Origin of the sequence: Pseudomonas rhizosphaerae, assembly GCF_000761155.1 — a bacterium.
Lineage (GTDB): Bacteria > Pseudomonadota > Gammaproteobacteria > Pseudomonadales > Pseudomonadaceae > Aquipseudomonas > Aquipseudomonas rhizosphaerae.
The window spans coordinates 2757916-2783432 of sequence record NZ_CP009533.1; the positions used below are offsets into that span (position 1 = coordinate 2757916).

A 25517-nucleotide genomic window follows, 5' to 3' on the forward strand; every position below is an offset into this window, starting at 1 on the left:
CACTGCGATGAACTTCTCTCAATTCTTCATCAAGCGGCCGATCTTCGCCGCCGTGCTGTCGCTGATCATTCTGATTGCCGGCGCCATCTCGCTGTTCCAGCTGCCAATCAGCGAGTACCCCGAAGTGGTGCCGCCGACCGTGGTGGTGCGTGCCAGCTTCCCCGGTGCCAACCCCAAGGTCATCGGTGAAACGGTGGCTGCGCCTCTGGAGCAGGCCATCACCGGTGTGGAGAACATGCTGTACATGTCTTCGCAGTCCACCGCCGACGGCAAGCTGACCCTGACCCTGACCTTCGCCCTGGGCACCGACCTGGACAACGCCCAGGTCCAGGTGCAGAACCGTGTGACGCGGACCCAGCCCAAGTTGCCTGAAGAGGTGACCCGGATCGGCATCACCGTGGACAAGGCCTCGCCGGACCTGACCATGGTGGTCCACCTGACCTCTCCCGACCAGCGTTACGACATGCTCTACCTGTCCAACTACGCCACCTTGAACATCAAGGACGAACTGGCCAGGCTCAACGGCATCGGCGACGTGCAGTTGTTCGGCATGGGCGACTATTCGCTGCGGGTCTGGCTGGACCCGAACAAGACCGCTTCGCGCAACCTGACGGCCACCGACGTGGTCACTGCCATTCGCGAACAGAACCGCCAGGTCGCTGCCGGCCAGCTGGGCGCGCCACCTGCGCCCAATGCCAGCAGTTTCCAGCTGTCAGTCAACACCCAGGGCCGCCTGGTCACCGAGGAAGAATTCGAGAACATCGTGGTGCGCGCCGCCGACGACGGCGAGATCACTCGCCTCAAGGACATCGCCCGGGTGGAGCTGGGCTCCAGCCAATACGCCCTGCGTTCGCTGTTGAACAACCAGCCGGCGGTGGCCCTGCCAATCTTCCAGCGGCCGGGTTCCAACGCCATCGACGTGTCCAATCAGGTTCGGGCCAAGATGGCCGAACTGAAACAGTCGTTCCCCGAAGGGATGGACTACAGCATCGTCTACGACCCGACCATTTTCGTGCGCGGTTCGATCGAAGCGGTGGTGCATACTCTGTTCGAAGCGCTGATCCTGGTCGTGCTGGTGGTGATCCTGTTCCTGCAGACCTGGCGGGCGTCGATCATTCCGTTGGTGGCGGTGCCGGTGTCGCTGATCGGCACCTTCGCGGTGATGCACATGTTCGGCTTCTCGCTCAACGCGTTGTCGCTGTTCGGCCTGGTGCTGGCCATCGGTATCGTGGTGGACGACGCCATCGTGGTGGTGGAGAACGTCGAGCGTAACATCGAGCTGGGGCTGGAGCCGGTCGCTGCGACCGAGCGGGCCATGCGTGAAGTGACCGGACCGATCATCGCTACCGCCCTGGTGCTGTGCGCGGTGTTCGTGCCGGCCGCATTCATCTCCGGTCTTACCGGGCAGTTCTACAAGCAGTTCGCCCTGACCATCGCCATTTCCACAGTGATCTCGGCGTTCAACTCGCTGACCTTGTCGCCGGCACTGGCGGCGGTGCTGCTCAAGGGGCACGACGCGCCCAAGGACCGCTTCTCCCGGTTCCTCGACAAACTGCTGGGTGGCTGGCTGTTCCGACCCTTCAACCGCTTCTTCGAAAAAGCCAGCCATGGCTATGTCGGCACCGTCGCACGGGTCATCCGCAGCAGCGGTATCGCCATGCTGCTGTACGCAGGCTTCATGGTGCTGACCTGGGTCGGTTTCGCCAACACCCCGACCGGCTTCGTGCCCTCGCAGGACAAACAGTACCTGGTCGCCTTCGCCCAGTTGCCGGACGCCGCTAGCCTGGACCGCACCGAAGACGTGATCAAGCGCATGTCGGACATCGCGTTGAAGCAGCCCGGTGTGGAGAACGCCATCGCCTTCCCGGGGCTGTCGATCAACGGCTTCACCAACAGCCCTAACAACGGCATCGTCTTCGTCGCGCTCAAGGACTTCGATCAGCGCAAGGACGCCAGCCTGTCGGCCAATGCCATTGCTGCCGAGCTCAACGGCAAGTTTGCCGGTATCCAGGACGCCTACATGGCGATCTTTCCACCGCCTCCGGTGATGGGCCTGGGCACCATCGGCGGCTTCCGCCTGCAGATCGAAGACCGCGGCAACCTGGGTTATGACGAGTTGTACAAGCAGACCCAGAACATCATCGCCAAGAGCCGCAGCGTGCCGGAGCTGGCCGGGCTGTTCACCAGCTACACGGTGAACGTGCCCCAGGTAGATGCAGCGATCGATCGGGAAAAGGCCAAGACCCACGGCGTGGCCATCAGCGATATCTTCGACACCTTGCAGGTGTACCTGGGCTCGCTGTATGCCAACGACTTCAACCGCTTCGGGCGCACCTATCAGGTCAACGTCCAGGCCGAGCAGCAGTTCCGCCTGGAAGCCGAGCAGATCGGCCAGCTCAAGGTGCGCAACGATCGGGGCGAGATGATCCCGCTGGCGACCTTCATCAAGGTCAGCGACACCGCCGGCCCGGACCGGGTGATGCACTACAATGGTTTCGTCACGGCCGAGATCAATGGTGCCGCGGCGCCGGGCTACAGCTCGGGCCAGGCCCAGGCGGCGGTGGAGAAGCTGCTCAAGGAAGAGTTGCCCAACGGCATGGCCTATGAATGGACCGAGCTGACCTACCAGCAGATTCTGGCGGGCAACACTGCGCTGTTCGTGTTCCCGCTGTGCGTGCTGCTGGCCTTCCTGGTGCTGGCCGCGCAGTACGAAAGCTGGAGCCTGCCGCTGGCGGTGATCCTGATCGTGCCCATGACCCTGCTCTCGGCCATTGCCGGGGTGATGATCGCGGGCAGCGACAACAACATCTTCACCCAGATCGGCTTGATCGTGCTGGTCGGGCTGGCCTGCAAGAACGCCATCCTGATCGTCGAGTTCGCCAAGGACAAGCAGGAGGAAGGCCTGGATCCGCTGGCTGCGGTGCTGGAGGCGTGCCGCTTGCGGCTGCGGCCGATCCTGATGACTTCGTTCGCCTTCATCATGGGCGTGGTGCCCCTGGTGCTGTCGTCCGGCGCCGGCGCCGAAATGCGTCATGCCATGGGCGTGGCGGTGTTCTCCGGCATGTTGGGGGTGACCTTCTTCGGCTTGCTGCTGACGCCGGTGTTCTTCGTGCTGATTCGTCGCCATGTCGAGCGTCGCCAGGCCCGCAAGGCGGACCGCGCGCTCACGCTTGAGGTACAACCATGAGTCATTTGAAACCCCTTCTGCCCAGCTTGCTGGTACTGGCCCTGGCCGCGTGCGCGGTGGGTCCGGACTATCGCGCCCCGCAGGATCTGCAGGCGAGCGTGGCGGCGGCCCAGGACACTCGCTACTACCGCGCCGAGGCGTTCGATGCGGTGTGGTGGCAGCAGTTCGACGACCCGACGCTTAACCGCCTGGTCAACGAGTCGCTGCAGGGCAACCGTGAGCTGCGAGTGGCCTTCGCCCGCCTCAAGGCAGCCCGGGCCATCCGCGACGACGTGGCCAATGACCGCTTTCCGGTGGTGACCAGCCGCGCCAGCAGCGAGATCGGCAAGAGCCAGATTCCCGGCCAGACCAGTGACCGGGTCAATACCGAACGCTACGATTTGGGCCTGGACATGGCTTGGGAAATCGACCTGTTCGGGCGCATCCAGCGTCAGTTGGAGGTTAGTGACGCGCAGCAAGGCGAAGCCGCAGCCGACCTGCAGCAGTTGCAGGTCACTTTGATCGCCGACCTGGTGGATGCCTACGGGCAACTGCGCGGCGCTCAATTGCGCGAGAAGATCGCCCTGGCCAATCTCAAGAACCAGCAGGATTCGCGGGGCATCACCCGTAGCCTGCAGGAAGCCGGTGTGGGCAATCAGCTGGACGTGGTGCGTGCCGACGCGCGGCTCGCGGCGGTCGAGGCGACCGTGCCGCAGTTGCAGGCCGAACAGGTGCGTGCGCGCAACCGTATCGCCACCCTGCTCGGCCAGCGGCCGGACCAATTGAGTGTGGACCTGAGCCCGGCGCAGTTGCCGGCCATTGCCAAGGCGTTGCCAATCGGTGATCCAACGCAGTTGCTGCGGCGCCGGCCGGACATCCGCAGTGCCGAACGCCGGTTGGCGGCCTCCACCGCGCAGATTGGCGTGGCCACGGCCGATCTGTTTCCACGGGTCAGCCTCAGCGGCTTCCTGGGCTTCACGGCGGCCCGCGGTTCGCAGATCGGCTCATCCGCCGCCAATGCCTGGGGACTGGGGCCAAGCATCACTTGGGCCGCGTTCGACCTGGGCAGCGTGCGGGCGCAGATCCGCGCAGCCAACGCCGATGCCGAAGGCGCGCTGGCCAGCTATGAACAGGATGTGTTGCTGGCACTGGAAGAATCGGAAAACGCCTTCAGTGACTACGGCAAACGCCAGCAGCGCGTGCAGGCCTTGATGCGCCAGAGCGATTCGAGTCGCGCGGCAGCAGCGCTGGCCTCGATCCAGTACCGCGAGGGCACGGCGGATTACCTGGTGCTGCTCGACGCCGAGCGTGAACGCTTGAGCGCCGAAGACGCCCAGGCCCAGGGCGAGACCGAGTTGTATCGCGGCATCGTGGCGATCTACAAGGCCCTGGGCGGCGGCTGGCAGCCCGACACGCTGGCACAGCGGTAACCACGGGCAGCACGCCTGCGCCGCAGGAAAAACCCTCGCGCCGGATGATAGGATAGGCGCCGTCCCGGTCTCACGGGGCGGTTGCCTGGCCTGTGTGCAGAGCGAACGCCTTCGGCAGGCCGATCCTGATCCGCAGCGAGCGCCCCATGATCACCATTCGCCCCATGACCCCCTCCGATTTCGACCGTTTCTGGCCCACCTTCAACGCGGTGGTCCAGGGCCAGCAGACCTACGCCTACGATCCGGCCATGGGCCGCGAAGCCGCTGAACACACTTGGCTGCAGCTACCCTTGCACACTTTGGTTGCCGAAGACGAACAGGGCCAGCTGTTGGGTAGCTACTACCTGAAGGCCAATGCCGCAGGCCCTGGCAACCATGTGTGCAACTGCGGCTACATGGTGACCGAGGCGGCACGCGGTCGCGGCGTGGCGCGACTGATGTGCGAGCACTCGCAGCAATTGGCGCGCGACAGCGGTTTTCTGGCCATGCAGTTCAATTCGGTGGTGGCCAGCAACGAAGTGGCGGTGGCCCTGTGGCACAAGTTGGGGTTCGAGACCGTGGGGCGTCTGCCGCGTGCCTATCGGCATGCGCAACTGGGGCTGGTCGATTGCCTGGTGATGTACAAGTGGCTGGCCGAAGAGCCCGCAGCGCCGACTCAGTTGATCGGGCGCAAGAACATCGAGTCGGTGGTGTCCCGTCCGCGGCGCAAGGGCTGAATCGTTAGTTGCATCACGGAAGTCGATGATGGTTATCGAAAAACGGAATTTTTCCTGAGCGGGCGGGATCAGCACTATAGGTCCCATTATTACCCCCCAGGATTTCGCACCGATGAATATCAACCTTACCCTGTGCTGCATGATCGTCGTTTCGTTCGGTATTGCTTTGAGCCACGTCTGATTATTGGTGACGCACTGATTTAAAGGTTGCCCAGGTGCTCGCGCAGAAAATCGATCAACACCTGCACCGGTCGTGATGTCTGCCGATGCTGTGGGTACACCGCCGACAGTGCCAGCGGCTCGGTGATGAAGTCGTCCAGCACGGTCTGCAACTGTCCCGACGCCAGCGCCTGCTGCACGATAAAGCGCGGCAAGTAGGCGATGCCCATGCCGGCCACCGCCGCTTCGCACAGGAGCTCCCCGTTGTTGGCGCGCATGCGCCCGCTTACACCGATCACCAGCGGTTTGCCGTCTACCTGGAAGCGCCACTGCACTTGGCGCGCGTGGCCATAGGGCAAGCAGTCGTGGGCAGCCAGCTCTTGCGGTGCCGCCGGAGTGCCGCGCGCGGCGAGGTAGCTCGGGCTGGCGCAATAAACTCGGGCGATCGAAGCAATGCGACGGGCGATCAGCGACGAGTCTTCCAGCACGCCGATCCGCAGGACCAGATCGTAGCCTTCGCCCAGCAGGTCGACCGGTCGGTCGCTGAGGTCGATTTCGACTTGGACCTGGGGGTAGCGCTGGAGAAAGCGCGGCATGAGCGCACTCAGTTGCGCCATGGCGAACGAGAGCGGTGCGCTCACGCGCAAAGTGCCGCGAGGTTCGGCGGCCTGACCGGCGATGCCCTGCTCGACCTGTTCCACTTCGGCTAGCAACCGCACCGCCGAGTCGTAATAGCTCTGGCCCAGGGCCGTGACGTCCAGGCGCCGCGTTGAGCGATTGAGCAGGCGTGCACCCAAGCGGTTTTCCAGCTGCATCAGGCGGCGGCTGATGTATTGCTTGGAAATTCCCAGTTGTTCGGCAGCAGCCGTGAAGCTGCGGGAATCCAACACCTGAACGAAAAGCCGCATGTCTTCGAAAGCGTTCATCGTCACTCCTTGGTTGACAATGCATTGTGGGTCAGCCGTAGCGCTCCTACAACCGCAGCGCCGCTGCTACAGGGACCGCATTGCGCCTTTAGGAACATCGCAGTGGCACAGTGGCAATCCGCATCCAAGCACACCCCATTGGCACCACCGCAGTCCGCGTTTGGGCACACCGCATTGGCACCACCGCAATCCGCGTCCGGGCACACCGCATTGGCACCATGGCAATCCGCGTCCGGGCACACCCATTGGCACCACCGCAATCCGCATCCGGGCACACCCATTGGCACCACTGCAATCCGCGTCCCCGGAACACTGCAAGAAACCCTGTAGCAGCGGCGCGAGCCGCGTCGGCGGGCACCGCGGTGGGCCTGGAAAAACGAGCCAGACAAAGGGTGACACGGTGCATCAGGCGCAAGGATTTCGATCAGCGGGCGAACCTGCTCGGGGTTGCACAGTCACACCCTTTAGTCCGGCGCTGAAGCTCACCGTCGGTCGTGCGGTAAGCGATAGAAAAGCGCTTCTGCCCCCGTTTCCCATCGTCGCCCTCGCCGAAGCCGTCGGAGCAGCCTCTTGATGAACAGTCTTTCCCAGCAGGCCGTGCCTGTTACCCCTACGCACGACCTGCTGCAGCGCTTCCAAGCAGTGCGCCGCCATAGCGAGCATCTGGCCAGCCCGCTCAGTGCCGAAGACATGGGTGCGCAGTCGATGCCCGACGCGAGCCCGGCCAAGTGGCACCTGGCTCACACCAGCTGGTTTTTCGAGACCTTCCTGCTGGCTGAGCAACTGCCGCACTACACGCCGTTCGACCCGGACTTCTGCTACCTCTTCAACTCCTATTACGAAGCAGTCGGCCCACGCCAGCCGCGTCCTCAGCGCGGTTTGATGACGCGTCCAGGACTGGACCGCGTGCTAGCCTATCGCGCCCATGTCGACCAGCACATGCAAGCGCTGCTGGCGGGCGACCTGGACACTGAAGCCCAATCGCTTATCGAATTGGGTCTGTCCCACGAGCAACAGCATCAGGAGCTGTTGCTGATGGACATCCTGCACCTGTTCAGCGTGTCGGCGCTCAAGCCGGCGTACGACCCGGCATGGCCAGCCGACACGGCTGGTCGCCGCGGCCGTTTCATTGGTCAGGCCGGCGGTCTGGTTGAGATCGGCCATGACGGCCAAGGCTTCGCCTTCGACAACGAAGGCCCGCGACACAAAGTATTCGCGCAAGCATTCGAAATCGCCGATCGTCTGGTCACCAATGGTGAGTGGCTGGAATTCATCGAAGCAGGCGGTTACACCCAGGCCGGCCTGTGGCTGGCCGACGGCTGGGCCACAGTGCAGGCCGAAAGCTGGTATGCCCCGTTCTACTGGCAGCAGGACCGCGCTGGTAATTGGCACGAGATGAGCCTGCGCGGGCTGCAACCGCTGCAACTCGACGCGCCCGTGGTGCACATCAGTTACTACGAAGCAGCTGCCTTCGCTCAATGGGCGGGTGCCCGCCTGCCCACCGAGGCGGAATGGGAAATCGCCGCCGGCAGCGGGCAACTGCAACAACTCGACGATGTGGCCTGGCAATGGACGCAAAGCGCCTACAGCGCCTACCCCGGTTTTCAGCCGGCGGTCAGTGCGGTGGGTGAATACAACGGCAAGTTCATGATCAACCAGATGGTCCTGCGCGGCGGCGCCAGTGTCACTCCGGTCGGACACTCGCGCCCCACTTACCGCAATTTCTTCGGCCCTGGTTGCCGCTGGATGTTTTCCGGTGTGCGCCTGGCCCGCGACGTGACGCCCTACAGCGCCCGCAATGACGGCAGCGATGAGTTCGCGCGCGATGTGGTCACTGGGCTTTCGGCAGTGCAGAAATCCATCTCGCCGAAGTACTTCTACGATGCCGAGGGCTCGCAACTGTTCGAAGCCATCTGCACGCTTCTCGAGTACTACCCAACCCGTGCCGAAACGGCGCTGCTGACCGAAATCGCGCCGCAGTTGGCCGAGCTGATCGCCACCGATGCGGCGCTGGTCGAGTTCGGCGCTGGAGCCTGCGACAAGGTGCGTCTGTTGCTGGATGCCGTGCCGCAGATTGCGCTGTACGTGCCCATCGATATCTGCAGCAACGCACTGGAAAGCGCCGGCGCACGGCTGCGCGAGCGCTACCCTGCCCTGCGCATCGCGCCGCTGGTGGATGATTTTACCCGGGCCCTGCACCTGCCCGATGAGACCCAGGGCCATCCGCGCGTCGGCTTCTTTCCGGGCTCGACTTTGGGCAACTTCACCCGACCCCAGGCCGTGCGCTTTTTGCGCTCGGCCCGTGGTCTGCTGGGGCCCGATGCGCGCTTCATCATCGGCGTGGACATGGTCAAGGATGTGGCGACCCTGGAAGCTGCCTATGACGACGCTGCCGGGGTCACCGCACGCTTCAACAAGAACCTGCTGACGCGCATGAACCGCGACCTCGACGGCGACTTCGACGAGGCAGCCTTCGACCATTTGGCGCTGTGGAACCCCGAGTACGAGCGAATCGAGATGCACCTCGTCAGCCAAAAGGCCCAACAGGTGCGCGTGGCCGGCCGCACTTTCGCGTTCAAACCCGGGGAGCGGCTGCACACCGAGAACTCGCACAAGTTCACCGTGCAGTCCTTCACCGAACTGGCGGCTGCTGCCGGCTGGGACGTCAGCCACCAGTGGATAGGCGAAGCCCCGCAGGTGGCGCTGTTCTGCCTGAGCTGACCCATCGGCAGCGCATCATGAGTGAGGAACACCATGACCAAGGCTCTGGAGGAATACAACCGCAAGCGTGACTTCGACGCCACCTCGGAGCCTTCTGGCACCGCACGCGTCGGCAAGCGCGGCAAGGCCACGAAGGCCCTACAGTTTTGCATTCAGAAGCATGATGCCAGCCACCTGCACTATGATTTCCGCCTGGAACTCGACGGCACCCTCAAGAGCTGGGCGGTGCCGAAGGGTCCCTCGCTCGACCCCCAGGCTCGGCGGCTGGCCGTGCATGTCGAGGACCATCCGCTGGACTATGCGAGCTTCGAGGGCAACATTCCCGACGGGCACTACGGCGCCGGTGACGTCATTGTCTGGGATCGTGGTATCTGGATTCCCGAAGGCGATCCTCGCCAGGCCTATGAAAAAGGCAAGCTCAAGTTCGTCCTGCAGGGCGAGAAGCTGAGCGGCACCTGGAACCTGGTCAAGACTCACATGCCCGGCAAGCGTGAGCAGTGGTTTCTGATCAAATCCAAGGACGATGCCGCACGCCCGTTGGCCGAGTACGACGTGCTCGTCGCCGAACCCGACAGCGTCATCAGCGAACGCACCCTGGTGCCGCGCAAGCGCGCCACGAAAGCCGCCGCGAAACCGGTGAACAAACCTGCAGCCAAGCCCACGCCCAAGCGCGCAAAAGGCAAAGGCATCCAACTGGAAGGCGCCAAGGCGGCTGACTTGCCTGCCACTTTGAAACCCGAACTGGCAACCTTGGTGGACAGCGCGCCCGAAGGCGACTGGTGCTACGAGATCAAGTTCGACGGCTACCGCATCGTCGCTCGCATCGACGGCGATCAGGTCAGCCTGTTCACCCGCAACGGCCACGACTGGACCGCGAAGATGCCGCGCCAGGCCAAAGCACTGGCTGACCTGGGTTTGCAGTCGGCATGGCTGGACGGCGAAGTGGTAGTGGCCAACGAAGAGGGCGTACCGGATTTCCAGGCCTTGCAGAATGCGTTCGAAGACGAGCGCAGTGACAAGATCGTGTTCTACCTGTTCGATCTGCCCTACCTCAACGGCATGGACCTGCGCGCCGTGCCTTTGGAGCAACGTCGCGGTGCCTTGGCCAAGGTGTTGGAAACCAACACGGAGGACGCGCTGAAGTTCTCCGACGACCTCGCAGGTTCGGCTGAATCGCTGCTCGACAGCGCTTGCCAGATGAACATGGAAGGCCTGATCGGCAAGCGTGTCGGCAGCCCTTATGTCTCGCGGCGCAGCAGCGACTGGATCAAGCTCAAGTGCAAACGCCGGCAGGAGTTCGTCATCGCAGGCTACACCGAGCCCAAGGGCAGCCGCAGTGGCTTCGGCGCCCTGTTGCTGGGCTTGCATGATGCCGACAGTGGCGAGTTGCGCTTCGCCGGCAAGGTCGGTACCGGCTTCAGCGAATCCACCTTGCGCACCCTGCTCGCCCAGCTGCAGGCACTGGAAACCGACCGCCCGGCGCTCGCCAATCCGCCCAAGGGCGCCCAGGCCCGTGGCGTGCATTGGCTCAAGCCCACGCTGTTGGCGGAAGTGGCCTATGCCGAAATGACCCGCGACGGCGCTGTCCGCCACGCGGTTTTCCACGGCTTGCGCACCGACAAGCTCGCCAAGGAGATCACGTCCGAAATGCCAGCGGCCAAATCCAGCACGTCCGCCAAACCGGCAGGCAAGCCAGCAAAGAAGCCGCGCAAGGCAGCCACCAAGGCCGACGACGCCGACCTGGTCGGGCAGGTGCGCATTACCCATCCGGAGCGGGTGATCAATGCCTCCAGCGGTACCACCAAGATGCAGCTGGCCGAATACTACGGACGCATTTCACCCTGGTTGCTACCGCATCTGAAACAGCGTCCCGTGGCGCTGGTACGGGCGCCCGACGGGGTGGGCGGCGAGCTGTTTTTCCAGAAGCACGCCGGCCACCTGGCGATCCCGCACATCCTTACTTTCGACAAGGAACAGGCAGGCCAGGCCGCCATGGTCATCAACGATGGTCAGGCACTGCTGGGCGCGGTGCAAATGGGCACCGTGGAACTGCACACCTGGAACGCAACCACCAAGGATTTTCAGCACCCCGACCGGTTCGTGCTCGACCTCGACCCGGATCCAGCCCTGCCCTGGAAAAGCATGGTCGAAGCCACCCAACTGACGCAGACCCTGCTCGACGAACTGGGCCTTGCATCGTTTCTCAAAACCAGCGGCGGCAAGGGTATGCACGTGGTGGTGCCGATTACCCGCAAGCTAGGCTGGGACGAGGTCAAAGCGTTCAGCCGCGCCGTGGTCGAACACATGGCCAAGCTGATGCCGGAGCGCTTCACGGCTGTCTCCGGCCCGAAAAACCGGGTCGGCCGGATCTTCATCGACTACCTGCGCAACGGTCTGGGCGCGACCACCGCCTGCGCCTATGCGGCGCGGGCTCGGGATGGCTTGCCGGTGTCGGTGCCGGTTACCCGGGAGGAAGTGGCCCAGATCAAGGGTGGTGATCAGTGGGACATCGACAGCGTGCTCGAACGCCTCGCCGAGCTGGAAGAAGATCCCTGGGCAGATTTCTTCAGCACTCGCCAGAGCATCACCGTCGCCATGCGCAAGAAGCTCGGGCTCAAATGAACCGGTCAACTGCCGCGGTAGGTGGAGTAGCTGTACGGTGAAAGCAACAGGGGCACGTGGTAGTGCTCCTGGGCCGCGTCAATACCAAAGCGCAACACGATCTCGTCCAGAAACGCCGGAGTGGTCATGGGCGTGCCGCGTGCACGGTAGTAGTCGCCCCCGGCGAAATGCAGCTGATACACCCCGGACCGATAGTGCTCACCTTCGAGCAAGGGCACATCGCAGCGTCCGTCAGAATTGGTCACGGCTGTCACCAACAATTCCAGCTGTTCGCCATCAACCTGGTACAGACGCACTCGAATGCCGTTACCGGGACACCCATGTGCGGCGTCCAATACGTGTGTGGTCAAGCGTCCCATGGTCGATTTTACCTGTTCAAGGGGTGCGCCATCGGCGCACCGTGGTGGAGCGCAAGCGTGCGGTACGCGCCGCATTGGGGCATGGCACCTGGCACGTTGCAAAAGCGAAAGCCGCAAAACACGCGTCGATGCAGATTGCTGACCGATTGGGCAGGTTCTTTGCAAGCGTCTGCATCATAGCGTGTGCAAGGATGCGGCCATCCGACGGCTCAAAACTTGAGCTTACAAATTGTCCACGCCGTTGTATACAATCGATTCAAGCCCGAAACTGCCCTCCCACTGGCACCTTTTCGAGCGCGTACTGCCACGTATAAAAGGAAATCTTCGGTGAGTCTCGACTACCCCCGCGACCTGATCGGCTACGGTGACCAACCGCCCCATCCGCACTGGCCGGGCAATGCCCGTATCGCCCTGTCGTTCGTGCTGAACTATGAAGAAGGCGGCGAGCGCAACGTGCTGCACGGCGACAGCGAGTCCGAGGCGTTCCTATCGGAGATGGTGGCGGCGCAGCCGTTGCAGGGCCAGCGCAACATGAGCATGGAATCGCTGTACGAATACGGCAGCCGGGCCGGTGTGTGGCGCATTCTGAAGTTGTTTCGCCAAGCCGGTATTCCCTTGACGGTCTTCGCAGTGGCCATGGCTGCGCAGCGACACCCCGAGGCGATCCGGGCCATGGTCGCCGACGGCCATGAAATCTGCAGCCATGGCTACCGCTGGATCGACTATCAGAACGTCGATGAAGCGGTGGAGCGCGAGCACCTGCTCGATGCTATTCGCATCCTCACCGACATCACCGGCCAGCGGCCATTTGGCTGGTACACCGGGCGCACCGGGCCCAACACCCGACGCCTGGTGATGGAGGAAGGCGGCTTTCTTTACGACAGCGACGCCTACGATGACGACCTGCCCTACTGGCAACCTGGCGCGGATCGCCCCCACCTGGTGATCCCCTACACGCTGGACACCAACGACATGCGTTTCACCCAGGTGCAGGGCTTTAACAAAGGTGACGATTTCTTCGACTACCTCAAGGACGCTTTCGACGTGTTGTATGCCGAAGGCGCGGAGGCACCGAAGATGCTTTCCATTGGCCTGCATTGCCGACTCATCGGCCGGCCCGGACGCCTGGCGTCGCTAAAGCGCTTCATCGAGTATGTACAGGGCCACGAGCAGGTGTGGTTCGCGCGCCGAGTCGATATCGCCAGGCATTGGCAGCAGGTTCATCCTTTCCCAGGTAGCGCGCGCCCATGAGCCACTTTCATACCCGGCAGCCTTCGCAGCTCAATCGCGCCGAGTTCGTCGCAGTGTTGGGTGATATCTACGAGCATTCGCCGTGGGTGGCCGAACAGGCATTCGAGCGGCTGGCGCCGGATCAGCGCGACGACATCGAGGCAGTGCATGCCTGCATGAGCCGAGTGGTCGCCGACGCCGACCGCACTACCCTGTTGGCATTGATCAATGCCCACCCCGACCTGGCCGGCAAAGCTGCGGTGCGCGGCGAGCTCACCGCCGCGAGCACCCAGGAACAGGCCGGCGCCGGCATCAGCCAGTGCACGCCCGAGGAGTTCCAGCGCTTCACCCAGCTCAATGATGCGTACCGAGCCCGCTTTGGCTTTCCCTTCATCATGGCGGTCAAGGGCAGCGACCGAGGGCAGATCCTGGCGGCGTTCGAGACGCGCATCGGCCATTCGCCCGAGGACGAATTCGCCTGCGCGCTGCGCGAGATCGACAAGATCGCCCTGTTTCGCCTGCAAGCGCTCTAGAGTTCTATCCCCGTAGCCGCGTTACCGGCTACGGATCGACCTTTCATTCACCACCGTTCAAGGCAGACCCGCATTCATGAAAGCCTACGCCGCACCGTTCCAGAAGTACGTCAACCTGGCGGATGCCCGCCTCGGTACCCGGGCCATTTCGGTGACCGACGATTGGTTCGCCGACGTCAACCGGCTGTTCCAGCCCACTCCGGCGGTGTGGAAGGAAGGCGTCTTCGACGACAACGGCAAGTGGATGGACGGTTGGGAGTCGCGGCGCAAGCGCTTCGAAGGCTATGACACGGCGGTGATCTGCCTCGGCGCACCGGGCTCGATCAAGGGCGTGGACATCGATACCTCGTTCTTCACCGGCAACTTCCCGCCTTCGGCGTCGCTGGAGGCGTGTTTCCTCAGCGAAGGCGAACCCGACGAGCAGACCCAGTGGGTCGAGATCCTCGGTGCGGTGGAGCTGCAGGGCAACAGCCACCACTACCACGCCATCGACAACGACAGCGCGTTCAGCCACCTGCGCTTCAACATCTACCCCGACGGCGGCGTAGCGCGTCTGCGCGTGTATGGCGTGCCGTTCCGCAGCTGGTCGAGCGTCAGCGACGAAGAACCGCTCGACCTGGCCAGCGCGCTCAACGGTGGGCGGGCACTGGCTTGCTCGGACGAGCACTACGGCAGCATGAGCAACCTGCTCAATCCGGGCCGCGGGGTCAACATGGGCGATGGCTGGGAAACTGCACGGCGCCGCACGCCGGGCAACGACTGGGTCATCGTCGCGTTGGGTCATGCCGGTGTGGTGCGGCAGGTGATCGTCGATACACTCCACTTCAAAGGCAACTACCCGGACAGTTGCTCGATCCAGGGCGCGTTCGTCAAAGGCGGGACAGACGGCCAGATCGAAACCCAAAGCCTGTTCTGGCGAGAACTGCTGCCCAGCCAAAAGCTGCAGATGCACCAGGAGCACAGCTTCGCCGAGCAGATCAAGGCGCTGGGGCCGATCACCCATATTCGACTCAATGTGTTTCCCGACGGTGGCGTGAGTCGTCTGCGGGTGCTGGGCACGCTGGCTCGATAGTCGCCTGCCTTCTGCCCGGTGCATTCTCCCACTCGATAGCGTCCATCCCAGACAAGGCCCAGCATGCGAACATTGACGATCGAACCCTTGACCAAGGCCGCGTTTGCCCCTTTTGGCGACGTGATCGAAACTCAAGGGAGCGCGCATTTCCTGATCAACAACGGCTCCACCCAGCGCTTCGATCGGCTGGCGGACGTGCAGTTGGCAACCGCGCAGGATCAAGCGGTCATCAGTATATTCCGTGCGCAGGCGTTACCCATGCCGTTGACCGTGCGCATGCTGGAGCGTCATCCGCTGGGCAGCCAGGCGTTCATCCCGCTGCTGGGCAAGGCGTTCCTGATCGTGGTCGCCCCGGCCGGCGACGTCCCAGGCAGTGGCGAGGTTCGCGCGTTTCTCAGTGATGGGCAGCAAGGCATCAATTACCATCGGGGCGTCTGGCATCATCCGATATTGGCCCTGCATGATGACGATGGCTTTCTGGTGGTGGACCGCAAGGGGCCAGGCAACAATTGCGACGAGTTCTTTTTCGAAGAGCACGACCTTTTGTTGCTTGCACCGCGGCCTTGCTGATGCACGGTGGCGAAGGGGCGCGGCGCCAGCCTTATTGCTCGAACGCTCGACGCAATCGCTGCAGACCTTCGTCGATGTCGGCAAGGCCCGGTGCGGCGAACGACAGGCGAATGCTGCTCGGGTCTGGGTGCTGCCCATAGAACGCGCTGCCGGGCACGAACAGCACCTTCTGCTCGATCGCCCGCGGCAGCAATGCCTTGGCGTCGAGCCCACGAAGGCAACGACCCCAGACGAACATGCCGCCTGCCGGCGCGCTGACCTCAAGATGCTCGGCCAATGGCTGCAACCCCGCCAGCATGCGCTCGCACTTCTCCCGATAGCTCTTCGCCAGACCCGGCAGCGCCCGCTCCAACGCCCCCGCCGCAAGATAATTAGCCGCAATGCGCTGCGCCCAGGGCGAAGTGCACAGGTCCACGGTCTGCTTGGCCACCAGGCAGCGTTGACGAATGGCTGCCGGCGCTACCATCCAGCCCACGCGCAACCCTGGCGCCAGAACCTTGGACAAGCTGGACAAATGCACCACCCGCCCCTCTGCGCCGTGGACCTGCCGACTCAACGCCAGCAGCGACGGCACTTCCTCGCCAGCGAAGCGCAACGCACCGTACGGATCGTCTTCGACCACCAGGAAATCATGCTCGACCGCCAGTTTCAACAGCGCCACACGCCGCGCCAACGGCAGACAGGCCCCGGTAGGGTTGGCGAAAGTCGGCACGCAATAGAGCATCGCTACATCGCCGCGAACACGCCCTGCCAGTTGTTGCGCCAAGGCATCGGTGTCCAGGCCGTCGGCATCGGTCGCCGCGCTGAGCACCTGCGCCCCGGCCAGGCGCAGCGCCTGCAGCGCCGCTGGATAGGTCGGGCATTCCACCAGCACCGTGGAACCAGGCGCCAGCAACACCTTGAGTAGCAGGTCGAAACCTTGCTGCGAGCCGGTCGTCACCACCATGTCATCGGCCTGGACTTCAACGCCGCGACGCGCCATCAGGCCTGCCAGTTGTTCGAGCAAAGCTGGCAACCCTTCAGTGGCGGCGTACTGCAAACAGTCCAGCGGCGTCTCGCGCATCGCTTGCTCGGCCGCGTCCCGCAAGCCCGCCTGGTCGAAGAACGCCGACGCCGGGTAGCCACCGGCGAAGGAAATCATCCCCGGCACCGACAGGTACTTGAACAGCTCGCGTATGGCCGAGCCGGTGGGGTTTTCGAAGGCAGGCGTGAATCGATAGTCCAGGGCCATGACAGTGCTCGACGGCGAATGTGCCGAAAGTATCGAGGCTGGCGAATGCCCCTCACAAGCGAAGATATTTCCAGATGTCATGCCATTGGGTGCTGACCGGGTCTACGTCCAAAAACCACAGGCCGCGGAGGGTCTGGCTTTCACAGCTATCGCCAGACGGAACGCACACCACTATCATGACTCAGATACTCATGGCACCGCGCCACTGGACTAGACAGGTCGTGTCGAATCTGGAGAAATGCGCAGCCCTGACCACAGGCCTTTATGCATGCCCATCGCCGAATGAACACCTCTTCCCGCTCAATCATCTGTGAACACTGCGATTCGCTGTTCGAATCGGTGCCGCTGGCCCACAGCCAGAAGGCCGAATGCACGCGCTGTGGCGCGGTGCTCGAACGTGGCCAGCGCTTGAGCATACAGGCCCTGTTCGCCCTCGCCTTGACCGCTGCCATGCTGTTCATGCTGGCCAACGCCTTTCCGGTGATCAGCATCAGCATGGAAGGGCTGAGCAACCAGGCCACCCTGCTCGCCTCGGTCGAGGCCCTGGCGCAAGGTCGCATCACGCCCATGGCCGCAGTCACCGGGCTGACCATCATTCTCGCGCCGCTGTTGCAGATCTGCCTGCTGTGCTGGCTGCTCGGCTTCGCCACCGCCGGTCGCGCGGCACCGGGCTTTCGCACCTGCATGCGCGCGCTGGAACACTTGCGCCCCTGGAGCATGCTCGAAGTCTGCCTGCTGGGCATTCTGGTCGCGATCGTCAAACTGGCTGGCATGCTCGATGTGCACCCCGGCATCGGTCTATGGGCACTGGGCATGGTCACGGTGCTGTTGATCCTGATCTCGGGCAAAGGTATCCGCCGGCTCTGGGACGACCTGGAAGGACAGCTGCAATGACCGAGCCCGTCTACGCGCGGCAACGGGGCCTGGTGCTTTGCCATACCTGCGGCCATGTCTGCCAGGCCGGCGAGCATCATTGCCCGCGGTGTCACTCCACCGTTCATGCGCGCAAGCCCAACAGCATCGCCCGTACCTGGGCGCTGCTCATCGCCGCGCTGATCCTGTACATCCCGGCCAACGTGCTGCCGGTGATGCGCACCAACATGTTCGGCAATGCCAGCGAAAACACCATCATGAGCGGCGTTGTCGAGTTCTGGCATGGCGGCTCCTGGGACATCGCCATGCTGATCTTCATCGCCAGTGTGGTCGTGCCCTGCATGAAGTTCCTGATCCTGGGCACGCTGCTGGTAACCTGTCAGCGCAAGAGCCACTGGGCCATGCGCGAGCGAGCCCGTCTGTATCGTTTCATCGAGTTGATCGGCTATTGGTCGATGCTCGACGTGCTGGTGGTGGCGCTGGTGGCCGCGCTGGTGCAGTTCCGTTCGCTGAGTTCCATCGACCCGTTGCTGGGTATCGTGTTTTTCGGTCTGGTGGTGGTACTCACCATGCTGGCCGCCATGAGTTTCGATCCCCGGCTCATCTGGGATGTAGAGGTTGAAGATGTCTGATCGTCCAGGTTCCACTCCCGCGTCACCTGCCGCCACGCCTGCGGTCAAGACGCGTCGTTTCAACGTCTCGCTGGTGTGGATCGTGCCGATCATCGCCGCGCTGGTGGGGGCCTCGATGCTGATCAGCAACGGCCTCAATGCCGGGCCGCAGATCGAGATCAGCTTCGAGACCGCCATGGGCCTGGAAGCCAACAAGACCCAAGTCAAATACAAGAATGTGGTGATCGGACAGGTGACCGCCATCGCGCTCAGCGACGACCGCAGCCACGTGGTCGCCACCGTCGACCTGAACAAGTCCGCCGAAGGCTTCACCGCGGAGGATTCGGTATTCTGGGTGGTGCGGCCACGCATCGGCGCCAACGGCATCTCCGGCGTGGATACTCTGCTCTCCGGTGCGTTCATCGGCGCCGACGCCGGCAGTTCCGAAGAGCGCAAGAAGGAATTCGTCGGCAAGGAGACACCGCCGGCAATCACCTACGGCGAGCAAGGCAAGCGCTTCACCCTGCACACCGAGGATCTGGGTTCGCTGGACATCGGCTCGCCGGTCTACTATCGGCGCATCGAAGTGGGCCAGGTGGTGTCCTACCAACTGGCCGAGGATGGCAAGGGCGTCGACGTGGAAATCTTCGTCCATGCCCCCAACGACAAGTACGTGACCACCGACACGCGTTTCTGGAATGCCAGCGGCATCGACCTGACCGTGGGCGCCAGCGGCCTGAAGGTCAACACCGAATCGCTGTCGACCATTCTGGCCGGCGGCGTGGCTTTCGTCGAACCCAAGTACAGCCCCAACGCAACCCCGGCCACCGAGCGCTCGCGCTTCGACCTGTTCGCCGACCAGGAAACCGCGCTGGCGCCGCCCGACGGCGAACCGCGCTATATCAGCATGAGCTTCAACCAGTCGCTGCGCGGCCTGGCAGTCAATGCACCGGTGGAATTTCTGGGCGTGAACATCGGCCGCGTGGTTTCGGTCAACCTAGACTACGACGCCAAGACCAAGAACTTCCCCAGCGTCGTCGGCGCGGTGATCTATCCGGACCGTTTGGGCAAGGCCCATGAAAAACTGCTCAAGGAAATGGGCACCGAGGACGATGAGCGTTCGGCGAAGCTGATGTCGGCATTCGTCAAACAAGGCCTGCGAGCCCAGGCTCGCAGTGCCAACCTGATCACCGGACAGTTGTACATTTCCCTGAGCTTCCTGCCCAATGCCGCACCGGTGGCCTTCGATGTAGCCGCCCGCCCGCTGCGCATCCCCACCGTGCCCGGCAGCCTGGACAAGGTGCAGGAGCAGCTGCAGGGCGTGGTCGACAAGATCAGCAAGTTGCCGCTGGACGAAATTGCCAACAACCTCAACGGCAGTCTCAGCGAGATGCAGAAGACCTTGCGCCAGGTCAACGCCGAGGTCCTGCCGCAGATGCGCGGCACCTTGCAGCAGACCCAGAAGACACTGGCTGCGGCCAATTCCACCTTCGCCGAGGACTCCCCCGAGCGTCAGCAGTTGAGCCAGGCCATGGACGAAGTCCAGCGCACTGCCCGTTCGGTCCGGGTGCTGACCGACTTCCTCAGCCGCAACCCCGAAGCGCTGATCCGTGGCCGCACCAAACAGGGTGAACCGGATGCTTTCCGTAGCCCGGGCAATACTTCTCGTGAAATTCAATCGGACGCCCAACCATGATCAAACGCAGCCTGATACTAGCCGCCGGCCTGGGCCTGAGCGCCTGCAGCTCGCCGGTCACCCACTACTACACACTGCAGGACACCGCGCCAAGCGCGCCGACGCGCTTGGCCGCACCGTCGTTTCAGTTCGAAATGCTGAGCGTGCGCATGCCGGTGCAGGTCGACCAGCCGCAACTGGTGGTGCGTCAGGACCGAGGCAATCTGGCGATTCTGGAAAACGATCGCTGGAGCGCACCACTGGCCGATGAGTTTCACGACGCGCTGACGGATCGCCTCGAGCGTCAGTTGGGTACGCGTGATCTGGCTGGATTGCCCAAGGATTCGCAACGACCGGTGCTGTCGTTGCAGACCGACGTGCGTCGCTTCGACTCGCTACCGGGGCAGTACGCGTTGGTCGACGTGGTGTGGAGCCTGGGTATGCGCGGTGGGGCGCAGCCGCGCCGTACATTGACCTGTGCTAGCCAAATTCGTGAAACGGCGGGAGTAGAACTGAGCAGCCTGGTGGTGGCACATCAGCGGGTGATCGATCAATTGGCGAAGCAGATCGCAACGACCGCTCGCCAATGGGCGCAGGGCAGCGGCGCCTGTCCTAGCTGATAGCGCGCGGCACGGTGGCCAGAGCTTTTTCGACACCGTCGAGCAACTGGCCTAGCGTCCACGGCTTGCGCACGAAACTGACGGGGATAGTCACGCCGGAGCTTTCTGGCGTTTCGTGCCCCGACATGATCATGATCGGGATCTCCGGCCAGGTCTGTGCCGTGTAATTGGCCAAGCCTGCGCCGTTCATGCTGCCGGGCATGAGGATATCCGTCAGCAACAAATTAACTTTGTTGGAATTCTGGTTTAAGTACTCAAGGGCTTGATCCGCAGATTCGACACCCGCGGTCTTCCAACCCTCCTCGCCCAGCAGTTCGCAGACGAACTCGCGAATCAGCGCTTCGTCTTCCACCACCAGAACCAGGTTCGCTTCTTTGTTGGAAGCACCGTCGATGCGCGGCGAATCAGTCATTGCCAAATCCTTCTGTGTACTTGAATTAATTGAGGAAAGTTACCGCCGCGATGGCGACTTCCACACTCAGGTTAGGAGAGCGGAAAAGCTTACGAATTCCATTTGTCGAGGTTGCGCCGACGAACGGTAAAGGGTCTACCTGTGCCGGATGGGTGAGCGGAGTTCAATCCACTCCACTGAGCAGGATTCCGCTCTCGTCTTCGGCCAGTACAACGGCCCGTTCCAGGTCTTCGGCGCTTGTGCCATGGATGTGGTAAAGCACGTCGCCCTGCACCACCTTCGTCCCCCTGCCGACCCAGAGGTCAATGCCTGCACCCTTGTCCCGGGGCGCTCCGGCGCGGCGGGCGATTTCTGCCAGTCGCCAGCCGTCGAGCTGCGCGACTCGGCCGTCGCAAGGTGCGCGTACGGCCCAGGTCAGCGGGCTGGGCAGGACGGGCGCCTTGCGGCCCTGGGCATCGATGATGCGCTCGAACGCGACCAGGGCATGGCCTTCGTCCAGCAGGTGCTCGGCGCGTTGCCGGCCTGCCTCGACACTGCCGACCCGCGGATCCCAGGCGAGAATGCGCGCGGCGAACAGCAGGGCTTTTTCGCGCAGGTCGGCAGGGGCCTCGACGGCTCCCTCGAGTACCCGACGGACATCGCGCACTTCCAGCGCTGGTCCGATGCCCCGCCCGACCGGCTGCGAGCCATCAGTGACAATCGCTTCGACGGTCAGCCCTAGCAAAGCGCCGACCTGCTCGAACAGCTCGCCGAGAACCTGCGCCTGCTCGCGGGTCGCCAGCTTGGTGCGAGGACCGAACGGCAGATCGACGATGACGTGGGTCGAGCCAGCGGTGAGTTTCTTGGACAGAATAGAAGCGACTGCCCACCGCGTGGAATCGATGTTCAGCGGTCGCGTGATGGCGTTCATCACTTCGTCCAGATGTGAATGGTTGAGACGGCCGTTCCAGGCGATGCAAGCGCCCGTCACAGCAACACAGTGGCGCACCTGCTCCGGACTCAGTTCCACTTCGGCCAGGACCTCCATGGCGTCGGCCGTGCCAGCCGCCGAGGTGATCGCCCGCGAGGAGGTCTTGGGCATGAGCAAGCCCTGCGCCGCGATGATCGGCACCACGATCAAGGTGATTCGGCTACCGGGGACGCCGCCCATCGAGTGCTTGTCGACCACGATGGGGCGATCCCAGCGCAGGGTCGGCGAAAACCGCGTACGCACCCTGGCCAACGCTACCACTTCGGCATCCGACAGGTGCTGGCTGGCACTCACCAGAAACGCGCTGATCTGGTGGTCGCGATAGCCCCCGGCGATGATGTCGCGCAGCACCTGCTCGTACTGCGCTTCGTCCAGCTCGTGCCCCTCGAGCTTGCGCTGCAGCAGCGGATGACTGGCCGGCATAGGGGCATGGCGCTGGGTGACGGTCTCGACGGCTTCGATGAAACGTGCAATGCCCTCGGCCAGGGTGCCGTCGTTATCGACTTGCAGGGTTTCGATGTCCGCAGGCAGCGGGTCAACCTGACGCAAGACCCGGGCACTGGCCTGCTCGGCGCTCTCTCGACCGCGTCCCAGGATGCGTGCAGCAAGCACGTGCGGCGAGGCGCTGACCTCGACCACCAGCAGATGCGGGACCAGGGTCGCAACTTCGCGAATCATCCTGCGCGAGCCGTTGGCGATCACGTGACGGCCGGCCTCCAGCGCGTGCAGTAGATCGACGGACAACCCGTAACTCAGACCGTGAGCATGCCAGCTGAGCAGGAACTCGCCGGCCGCCAGGCTGGCCTGGAACTGCTCGGGGCTCACGCCGGTGTGATCTTCACCCGGCGCTCCACTGGGGCGAGTGATGGTGCGACGGGCGAACAGGTACTGGCCGCCGTTGCCCAGGCGGGCACGGGCGCCTTCGATGAGCGAGTCCTTGCCCGCCCCGCTCGGCCCCACCACAAAGAAGAAAATGCCCTGCACCATGAATATGCTCCGCCTGCCCGTCGACGCCGGCAGTCTACGCCATTATTTGCACCCCAGGCTGGCACCCATGCTGCAAGCATGGAGCACAGCGATTATCATCCCCCGCGAACGGGACGCTGTGGTGTGTCAGATCAACCGCGGTGCAGCTTTCGCGGCCACGGACCGCTCCCACGGGGCTCGTGGTGGGCCATCAACCTATTTATCACTGTTGCAGGAGTGCTTGCATGTCCCCCACCTCCGGCCTGCCCGAGCAGGCAAGCGCCGACACGTACCGCAAGATCGTCTGGCGGTTGATCCCGTTCCTGTGCTTCTGCTACCTCGCCTCGTACCTGGACCGTATCAATGTCGGCTTTGCCAAACTGCAGATGCTCGACACGCTGCACATGAGCGAAACCGCCTACGGGCTGGGCGCCGGTCTGTTCTTCGCCGGCTACATCCTGTTCGAGGTGCCCAGCAACCTGGTGCTGCAAAAAGTCGGCGCACGGCTGTGGATCGCCCGCATCATGATCAGCTGGGGCGTGCTCTCCGGGTTGACCATGTTCGTCACCACCGAGTGGCACTTCTACGTGCTGCGCTTTTTGCTCGGCGCCGCCGAGGCCGGGTTTCTGCCGGGGGTGCTGTTCTACCTCAGCCAATGGTTTCCCTCGTACCGACGCAGTCGCATCATCGCCCTGTTCATGATTGGCCTGCCCTTGTCGAGCCTGCTCGGCGGGCCGTTGTCGGGCTGGATCATGGGCAATTTCGACGGCGTCAGCGGCCTGCACAACTGGCAATGGTTGTTTCTCCTCGAAGCCATACCGACAGTGGTGCTGGGGGTGCTGTGCCTGGCCATTCTGCCCAACGGCATTGCCGATGCGGCCTGGCTGAGCGAGCGTGAGAAAATACAACTGCAGGCCGTGCTGGCCAAGGACGACAGCGAGCACCAGGGTGGCCAGTCATTTCGCGCAGGCTTTTTCGACATCAAGGTGTGGATGCTCGGCGGCATCGACTTCTCGATTCTGCTGAGCGCCTATGCCATGGGCTTCTGGCTGCCCACTTTCATCCGCAACGCCGGGGTCGCCAATGTCAGCGACATCGGCCTGCTGGTGGCCATTCCCAGCCTGGCCGGGCTGATCGGCATGTTGGCCATCGGCGCCAGTTCGGACCGGCACCGCGAGCGGCGCTGGCACATCATCGTGCCGTTCATCGTCGGCGCAGCCGCCATGTTCCTCAGCACCTTCTTCACCCAGAACGTGGCGATCACCGTGTTGCTGTTCTCGGTGGCCTCACTGGCCATCATCGGGGCGGTGCCGGTGTTCTTCAGCCTGCCGGCCACCTTCCTCAAGGGTACTGCGGCGGCTACCGGTTTTGCCCTGGCCTGCTCGCTGGCCAACATTGCCGGCCTGGTCAGCAACTCGCTGATGGGCGTGGTGATGGACCGTTTCCACAGCCCGCAGATTGCCCTGTGGATTTTCGCCGCCTGCTTGCTGCTCAGTTGTCTGCTGGTGCTGGCGCTGCCGGCCAAAACCGTCAATCGTTGAAACGCCCAGTGCAGGCACCCATGGGCCATGTCTAAGCTAAGATCCAAAAGGTATTTATAGTTAGTTTTTTAGATCATTTAGGATTGGGATCCGGCGTGCCAGCCGGTTCTCCCTTGCCGAGGAATGATCTTCATGACCCTGTTTTCCCGCCTGTCCAAACCGTTGCTGGCCGCCACCGTGCTGCTGGCCAGCTTTGCCAGCGTCGCCCAGGCAGCAAGCCCTGCCGAGGTTCGCCTGGACTATGCCTACTACTCGCCCACCAGCCTGGTCCTGCGCCATTTCGGCTGGCTGGAAAAAGCCCTGCCCGGCACCAAGGTCGACTGGGTGCTCAGCCAGGGCAGCAACCGCTCGCTGGAATACCTGAATGGCGGCAGCATCGACTTCGCCTCAACGGCGGGCCTTGCGGCGGTACTGAGCCGCGCCAACGGCAGCCCGATCAAGACCGTGTACGTCGCCAGCCGGCCGGAATGGACGGCCTTGGCAGTGCGCAAGGATTCGCCGATCAAGACCGTGGCCGACCTCAAGGGCAAGAAGATTGCAGCCACCAAAGGCACTGACCCCTTCCTGTTCACCCTGCGCAGCCTGCAACAAGCCGGGTTGAGCAAGGACGACGTGGAGCTGGTTCACCTGCAGCATGCCGACGGCCGCACGGCGCTGGAGCGCGGCGATGTCGATGCATGGGCCGGGCTTGATCCGCTGCTGGCAGCCAGCCAGTTGCAGGCTGGCTCGCAGTTGCTGTACCGCAACATCGAGTTCAACAGTTATGGGGTGATCAGCGTCACGGAAAAATTCGCCGCCGAACACGCCGACACCGTCGTTCAGGTCATCCAGGCCTACGAGCAGGCCCGAAGCTGGGCGCGGGAACACCCGGACGATCTGGCCGCCCTGTTGGCCAAGGAATCGGGGCTACCGTTGGACGTGGCCAAGCTGCAACTCTCGCGTACCGATTTCAGCGACTCGCAGCCGGGCCCCAAGCAGATTCAAGCCCTCAAGGCCGCCGCGCCGATCCTGACCGCCGAAGGCCTGGTGCGCAAAGGCGTGGACGTCAACGAGGTCGTCGACCGCCTGATCGAACCACGCTTCGGCGCCCAAGTCATCGGGAAACAGTGACGCC

20 protein-coding genes are annotated in these 25517 nt (G+C 63.3%); 15 read left to right on the forward strand and 5 right to left on the reverse strand.

What is annotated here, in order from left to right; genetic code table 11:
* Positions 1–7 precede the first annotated feature (7 nt).
* The 3 genes from LT40_RS12270 to LT40_RS12280 all read left to right on the forward strand — a co-directional run bounded on the left by LT40_RS12270 (position 8) and on the right by LT40_RS12280 (position 5312).
* On the forward strand, positions 8–3187 hold the full coding sequence (locus LT40_RS12270) for an efflux RND transporter permease subunit (protein ID WP_043190485.1): 3180 nt from the start codon (positions 8–10) through the stop codon (positions 3185–3187).
* Positions 3184–4596 carry an efflux transporter outer membrane subunit gene (locus tag LT40_RS12275; protein WP_043190488.1) on the forward strand — a complete coding sequence of 471 codons (1413 nt, stop codon included), beginning with the start codon at positions 3184–3186 and terminating at the stop codon, positions 4594–4596. The genes LT40_RS12270 and LT40_RS12275 overlap by 4 nt, the downstream gene beginning before the upstream one ends.
* Before the next feature lie 146 nt (positions 4597–4742).
* Positions 4743–5312, forward strand: a complete 570-nt coding sequence (locus tag LT40_RS12280) for a GNAT family N-acetyltransferase (RefSeq protein WP_043190490.1) — start codon at positions 4743–4745, stop codon at positions 5310–5312.
* Between the two features lie 200 nt (positions 5313–5512).
* Here the strand turns inward: LT40_RS12280 and LT40_RS12285 are convergent, their stop codons facing one another.
* Complete coding sequence (locus LT40_RS12285; RefSeq protein WP_043190493.1) at positions 5513–6397, reverse strand: LysR family transcriptional regulator; 885 nt, start codon at positions 6395–6397, stop codon at positions 5513–5515.
* Positions 6398–6970: 573 nt separating this feature from the next.
* Here LT40_RS12285 and egtB point away from each other — a divergent pair.
* The gene (gene egtB / locus LT40_RS12290) at positions 6971–9118 is read left to right on the forward strand and encodes an ergothioneine biosynthesis protein EgtB (protein ID WP_052393418.1); all 2148 of its coding nucleotides are present in this window, start codon (positions 6971–6973) and stop codon (positions 9116–9118) included.
* 33 nt (positions 9119–9151) lie between these two features.
* Positions 9152–11740, forward strand: a complete 2589-nt coding sequence (ligD, locus tag LT40_RS12295) for a DNA ligase D (protein ID WP_043190496.1) — start codon at positions 9152–9154, stop codon at positions 11738–11740.
* Between the two features lie 5 nt (positions 11741–11745).
* Here ligD and uraH read toward each other — a convergent pair whose 3' ends face one another.
* A complete protein-coding gene (gene uraH / locus LT40_RS12300; RefSeq protein ID WP_043190498.1) occupies positions 11746–12099 on the reverse strand; it encodes a hydroxyisourate hydrolase in 354 nt (117 codons plus the stop codon).
* 327 nt (positions 12100–12426) lie between these two features.
* On the opposite strand from uraH, the gene puuE reads away from it, so the two are divergent.
* The 4 genes from puuE (at position 12427) to LT40_RS12320 (ending at position 15504) form a co-directional block, all read left to right on the forward strand.
* The gene (gene puuE / locus LT40_RS12305) at positions 12427–13350 is read left to right on the forward strand and encodes an allantoinase PuuE (protein WP_043190502.1); all 924 of its coding nucleotides are present in this window, start codon (positions 12427–12429) and stop codon (positions 13348–13350) included.
* Entirely contained in the window at positions 13347–13862 is a 516-nt protein-coding gene (gene uraD / locus LT40_RS12310; RefSeq protein ID WP_043190505.1) for a 2-oxo-4-hydroxy-4-carboxy-5-ureidoimidazoline decarboxylase, read from the forward strand. The genes puuE and uraD overlap by 4 nt, the downstream gene beginning before the upstream one ends.
* A gap of 76 nt (positions 13863–13938) precedes the next feature.
* Positions 13939–14934, forward strand: a complete 996-nt coding sequence (alc, locus tag LT40_RS12315) for an allantoicase (RefSeq protein ID WP_043190507.1) — start codon at positions 13939–13941, stop codon at positions 14932–14934.
* 63 nt (positions 14935–14997) lie between these two features.
* A complete protein-coding gene (locus tag LT40_RS12320) occupies positions 14998–15504 on the forward strand; it encodes an ureidoglycolate lyase (protein WP_043190509.1) in 507 nt (168 codons plus the stop codon).
* Positions 15505–15535: 31 nt separating this feature from the next.
* Here the strand turns inward: LT40_RS12320 and LT40_RS12325 are convergent, their stop codons facing one another.
* Positions 15536–16735, reverse strand: a complete 1200-nt coding sequence (locus LT40_RS12325) for an aminotransferase-like domain-containing protein (RefSeq protein ID WP_043190511.1) — start codon at positions 16733–16735, stop codon at positions 15536–15538.
* A gap of 282 nt (positions 16736–17017) precedes the next feature.
* On the opposite strand from LT40_RS12325, the gene LT40_RS12330 reads away from it, so the two are divergent.
* The 4 genes from LT40_RS12330 to LT40_RS12345 are packed head-to-tail and all read left to right on the forward strand — an operon-like array spanning position 17018 to position 20514.
* Complete coding sequence (locus tag LT40_RS12330; RefSeq protein WP_043193653.1) at positions 17018–17629, forward strand: paraquat-inducible protein A; 612 nt, start codon at positions 17018–17020, stop codon at positions 17627–17629.
* The gene (locus LT40_RS12335; protein WP_043190513.1) at positions 17626–18240 is read left to right on the forward strand and encodes a paraquat-inducible protein A; all 615 of its coding nucleotides are present in this window, start codon (positions 17626–17628) and stop codon (positions 18238–18240) included. Before LT40_RS12330 ends, LT40_RS12335 begins: the two co-directional genes overlap by 4 nt.
* Positions 18233–19915 (forward strand): PqiB family protein, encoded by a 1683-nt coding sequence (locus LT40_RS12340; protein ID WP_043190515.1) that lies wholly within the window; start codon positions 18233–18235, stop codon positions 19913–19915. Before LT40_RS12335 ends, LT40_RS12340 begins: the two co-directional genes overlap by 8 nt.
* Positions 19912–20514 (forward strand): PqiC family protein, encoded by a 603-nt coding sequence (locus LT40_RS12345; RefSeq protein ID WP_043190517.1) that lies wholly within the window; start codon positions 19912–19914, stop codon positions 20512–20514. Before LT40_RS12340 ends, LT40_RS12345 begins: the two co-directional genes overlap by 4 nt.
* Here LT40_RS12345 and LT40_RS12350 read toward each other — a convergent pair.
* Positions 20507–20926 (reverse strand): response regulator, encoded by a 420-nt coding sequence (locus tag LT40_RS12350; protein ID WP_052393419.1) that lies wholly within the window; start codon positions 20924–20926, stop codon positions 20507–20509. The genes LT40_RS12345 and LT40_RS12350 overlap by 8 nt on opposite strands.
* A 163-nt stretch (positions 20927–21089) precedes the next feature.
* A complete protein-coding gene (gene phnN, locus LT40_RS12355) occupies positions 21090–22883 on the reverse strand; it encodes a phosphonate metabolism protein/1,5-bisphosphokinase (PRPP-forming) PhnN (RefSeq protein WP_043190519.1) in 1794 nt (597 codons plus the stop codon).
* 224 nt (positions 22884–23107) lie between these two features.
* Between phnN and LT40_RS12360 the strand changes: the two genes are divergently transcribed.
* Positions 23108–24403: an MFS transporter gene (locus LT40_RS12360; protein WP_043190522.1), complete on the forward strand. Its 1296-nt coding sequence runs from the start codon at positions 23108–23110 to the stop codon at positions 24401–24403.
* 132 nt (positions 24404–24535) lie between these two features.
* Positions 24536–25513, forward strand: a complete 978-nt coding sequence (locus tag LT40_RS12365; RefSeq protein WP_084139803.1) for an aliphatic sulfonate ABC transporter substrate-binding protein — start codon at positions 24536–24538, stop codon at positions 25511–25513.
* The last annotated feature ends 4 nt before the right edge of the window (positions 25514–25517 follow it).

What these genes read in the sequence shown, in the direction of transcription:
- LT40_RS12270 (WP_043190485.1), top strand. Translation starts at nt 8, where the DNA reads ATGAACTTCTCTCAATTCTTCATCAAGCGGCCGATCTTCGCCGCCGTG.
- LT40_RS12275 (WP_043190488.1), top strand. Translation starts at nt 3,184, where the DNA reads ATGAGTCATTTGAAACCCCTTCTGCCCAGCTTGCTGGTACTGGCCCTG.
- LT40_RS12280 (WP_043190490.1), top strand. Translation starts at nt 4,743, where the DNA reads ATGATCACCATTCGCCCCATGACCCCCTCCGATTTCGACCGTTTCTGG.
- LT40_RS12285 (WP_043190493.1), bottom strand. Translation starts at nt 6,397, where the DNA reads ATGAACGCTTTCGAAGACATGCGGCTTTTCGTTCAGGTGTTGGATTCC.
- egtB (WP_052393418.1), top strand. Translation starts at nt 6,971, where the DNA reads ATGAACAGTCTTTCCCAGCAGGCCGTGCCTGTTACCCCTACGCACGAC.
- ligD (WP_043190496.1), top strand. Translation starts at nt 9,152, where the DNA reads ATGACCAAGGCTCTGGAGGAATACAACCGCAAGCGTGACTTCGACGCC.
- uraH (WP_043190498.1), bottom strand. Translation starts at nt 12,099, where the DNA reads ATGGGACGCTTGACCACACACGTATTGGACGCCGCACATGGGTGTCCC.
- uraD (WP_043190505.1), top strand. Translation starts at nt 13,347, where the DNA reads ATGAGCCACTTTCATACCCGGCAGCCTTCGCAGCTCAATCGCGCCGAG.
- alc (WP_043190507.1), top strand. Translation starts at nt 13,939, where the DNA reads ATGAAAGCCTACGCCGCACCGTTCCAGAAGTACGTCAACCTGGCGGAT.
- LT40_RS12320 (WP_043190509.1), top strand. Translation starts at nt 14,998, where the DNA reads ATGCGAACATTGACGATCGAACCCTTGACCAAGGCCGCGTTTGCCCCT.
- LT40_RS12325 (WP_043190511.1), bottom strand. Translation starts at nt 16,735, where the DNA reads ATGGCCCTGGACTATCGATTCACGCCTGCCTTCGAAAACCCCACCGGC.
- LT40_RS12330 (WP_043193653.1), top strand. Translation starts at nt 17,018, where the DNA reads ATGAACACCTCTTCCCGCTCAATCATCTGTGAACACTGCGATTCGCTG.
- LT40_RS12335 (WP_043190513.1), top strand. Translation starts at nt 17,626, where the DNA reads ATGACCGAGCCCGTCTACGCGCGGCAACGGGGCCTGGTGCTTTGCCAT.
- LT40_RS12340 (WP_043190515.1), top strand. Translation starts at nt 18,233, where the DNA reads ATGTCTGATCGTCCAGGTTCCACTCCCGCGTCACCTGCCGCCACGCCT.
- LT40_RS12345 (WP_043190517.1), top strand. Translation starts at nt 19,912, where the DNA reads ATGATCAAACGCAGCCTGATACTAGCCGCCGGCCTGGGCCTGAGCGCC.
- LT40_RS12350 (WP_052393419.1), bottom strand. Translation starts at nt 20,926, where the DNA reads ATGACTGATTCGCCGCGCATCGACGGTGCTTCCAACAAAGAAGCGAAC.
- phnN (WP_043190519.1), bottom strand. Translation starts at nt 22,883, where the DNA reads ATGGTGCAGGGCATTTTCTTCTTTGTGGTGGGGCCGAGCGGGGCGGGC.
- LT40_RS12360 (WP_043190522.1), top strand. Translation starts at nt 23,108, where the DNA reads ATGTCCCCCACCTCCGGCCTGCCCGAGCAGGCAAGCGCCGACACGTAC.
- LT40_RS12365 (WP_084139803.1), top strand. Translation starts at nt 24,536, where the DNA reads ATGACCCTGTTTTCCCGCCTGTCCAAACCGTTGCTGGCCGCCACCGTG.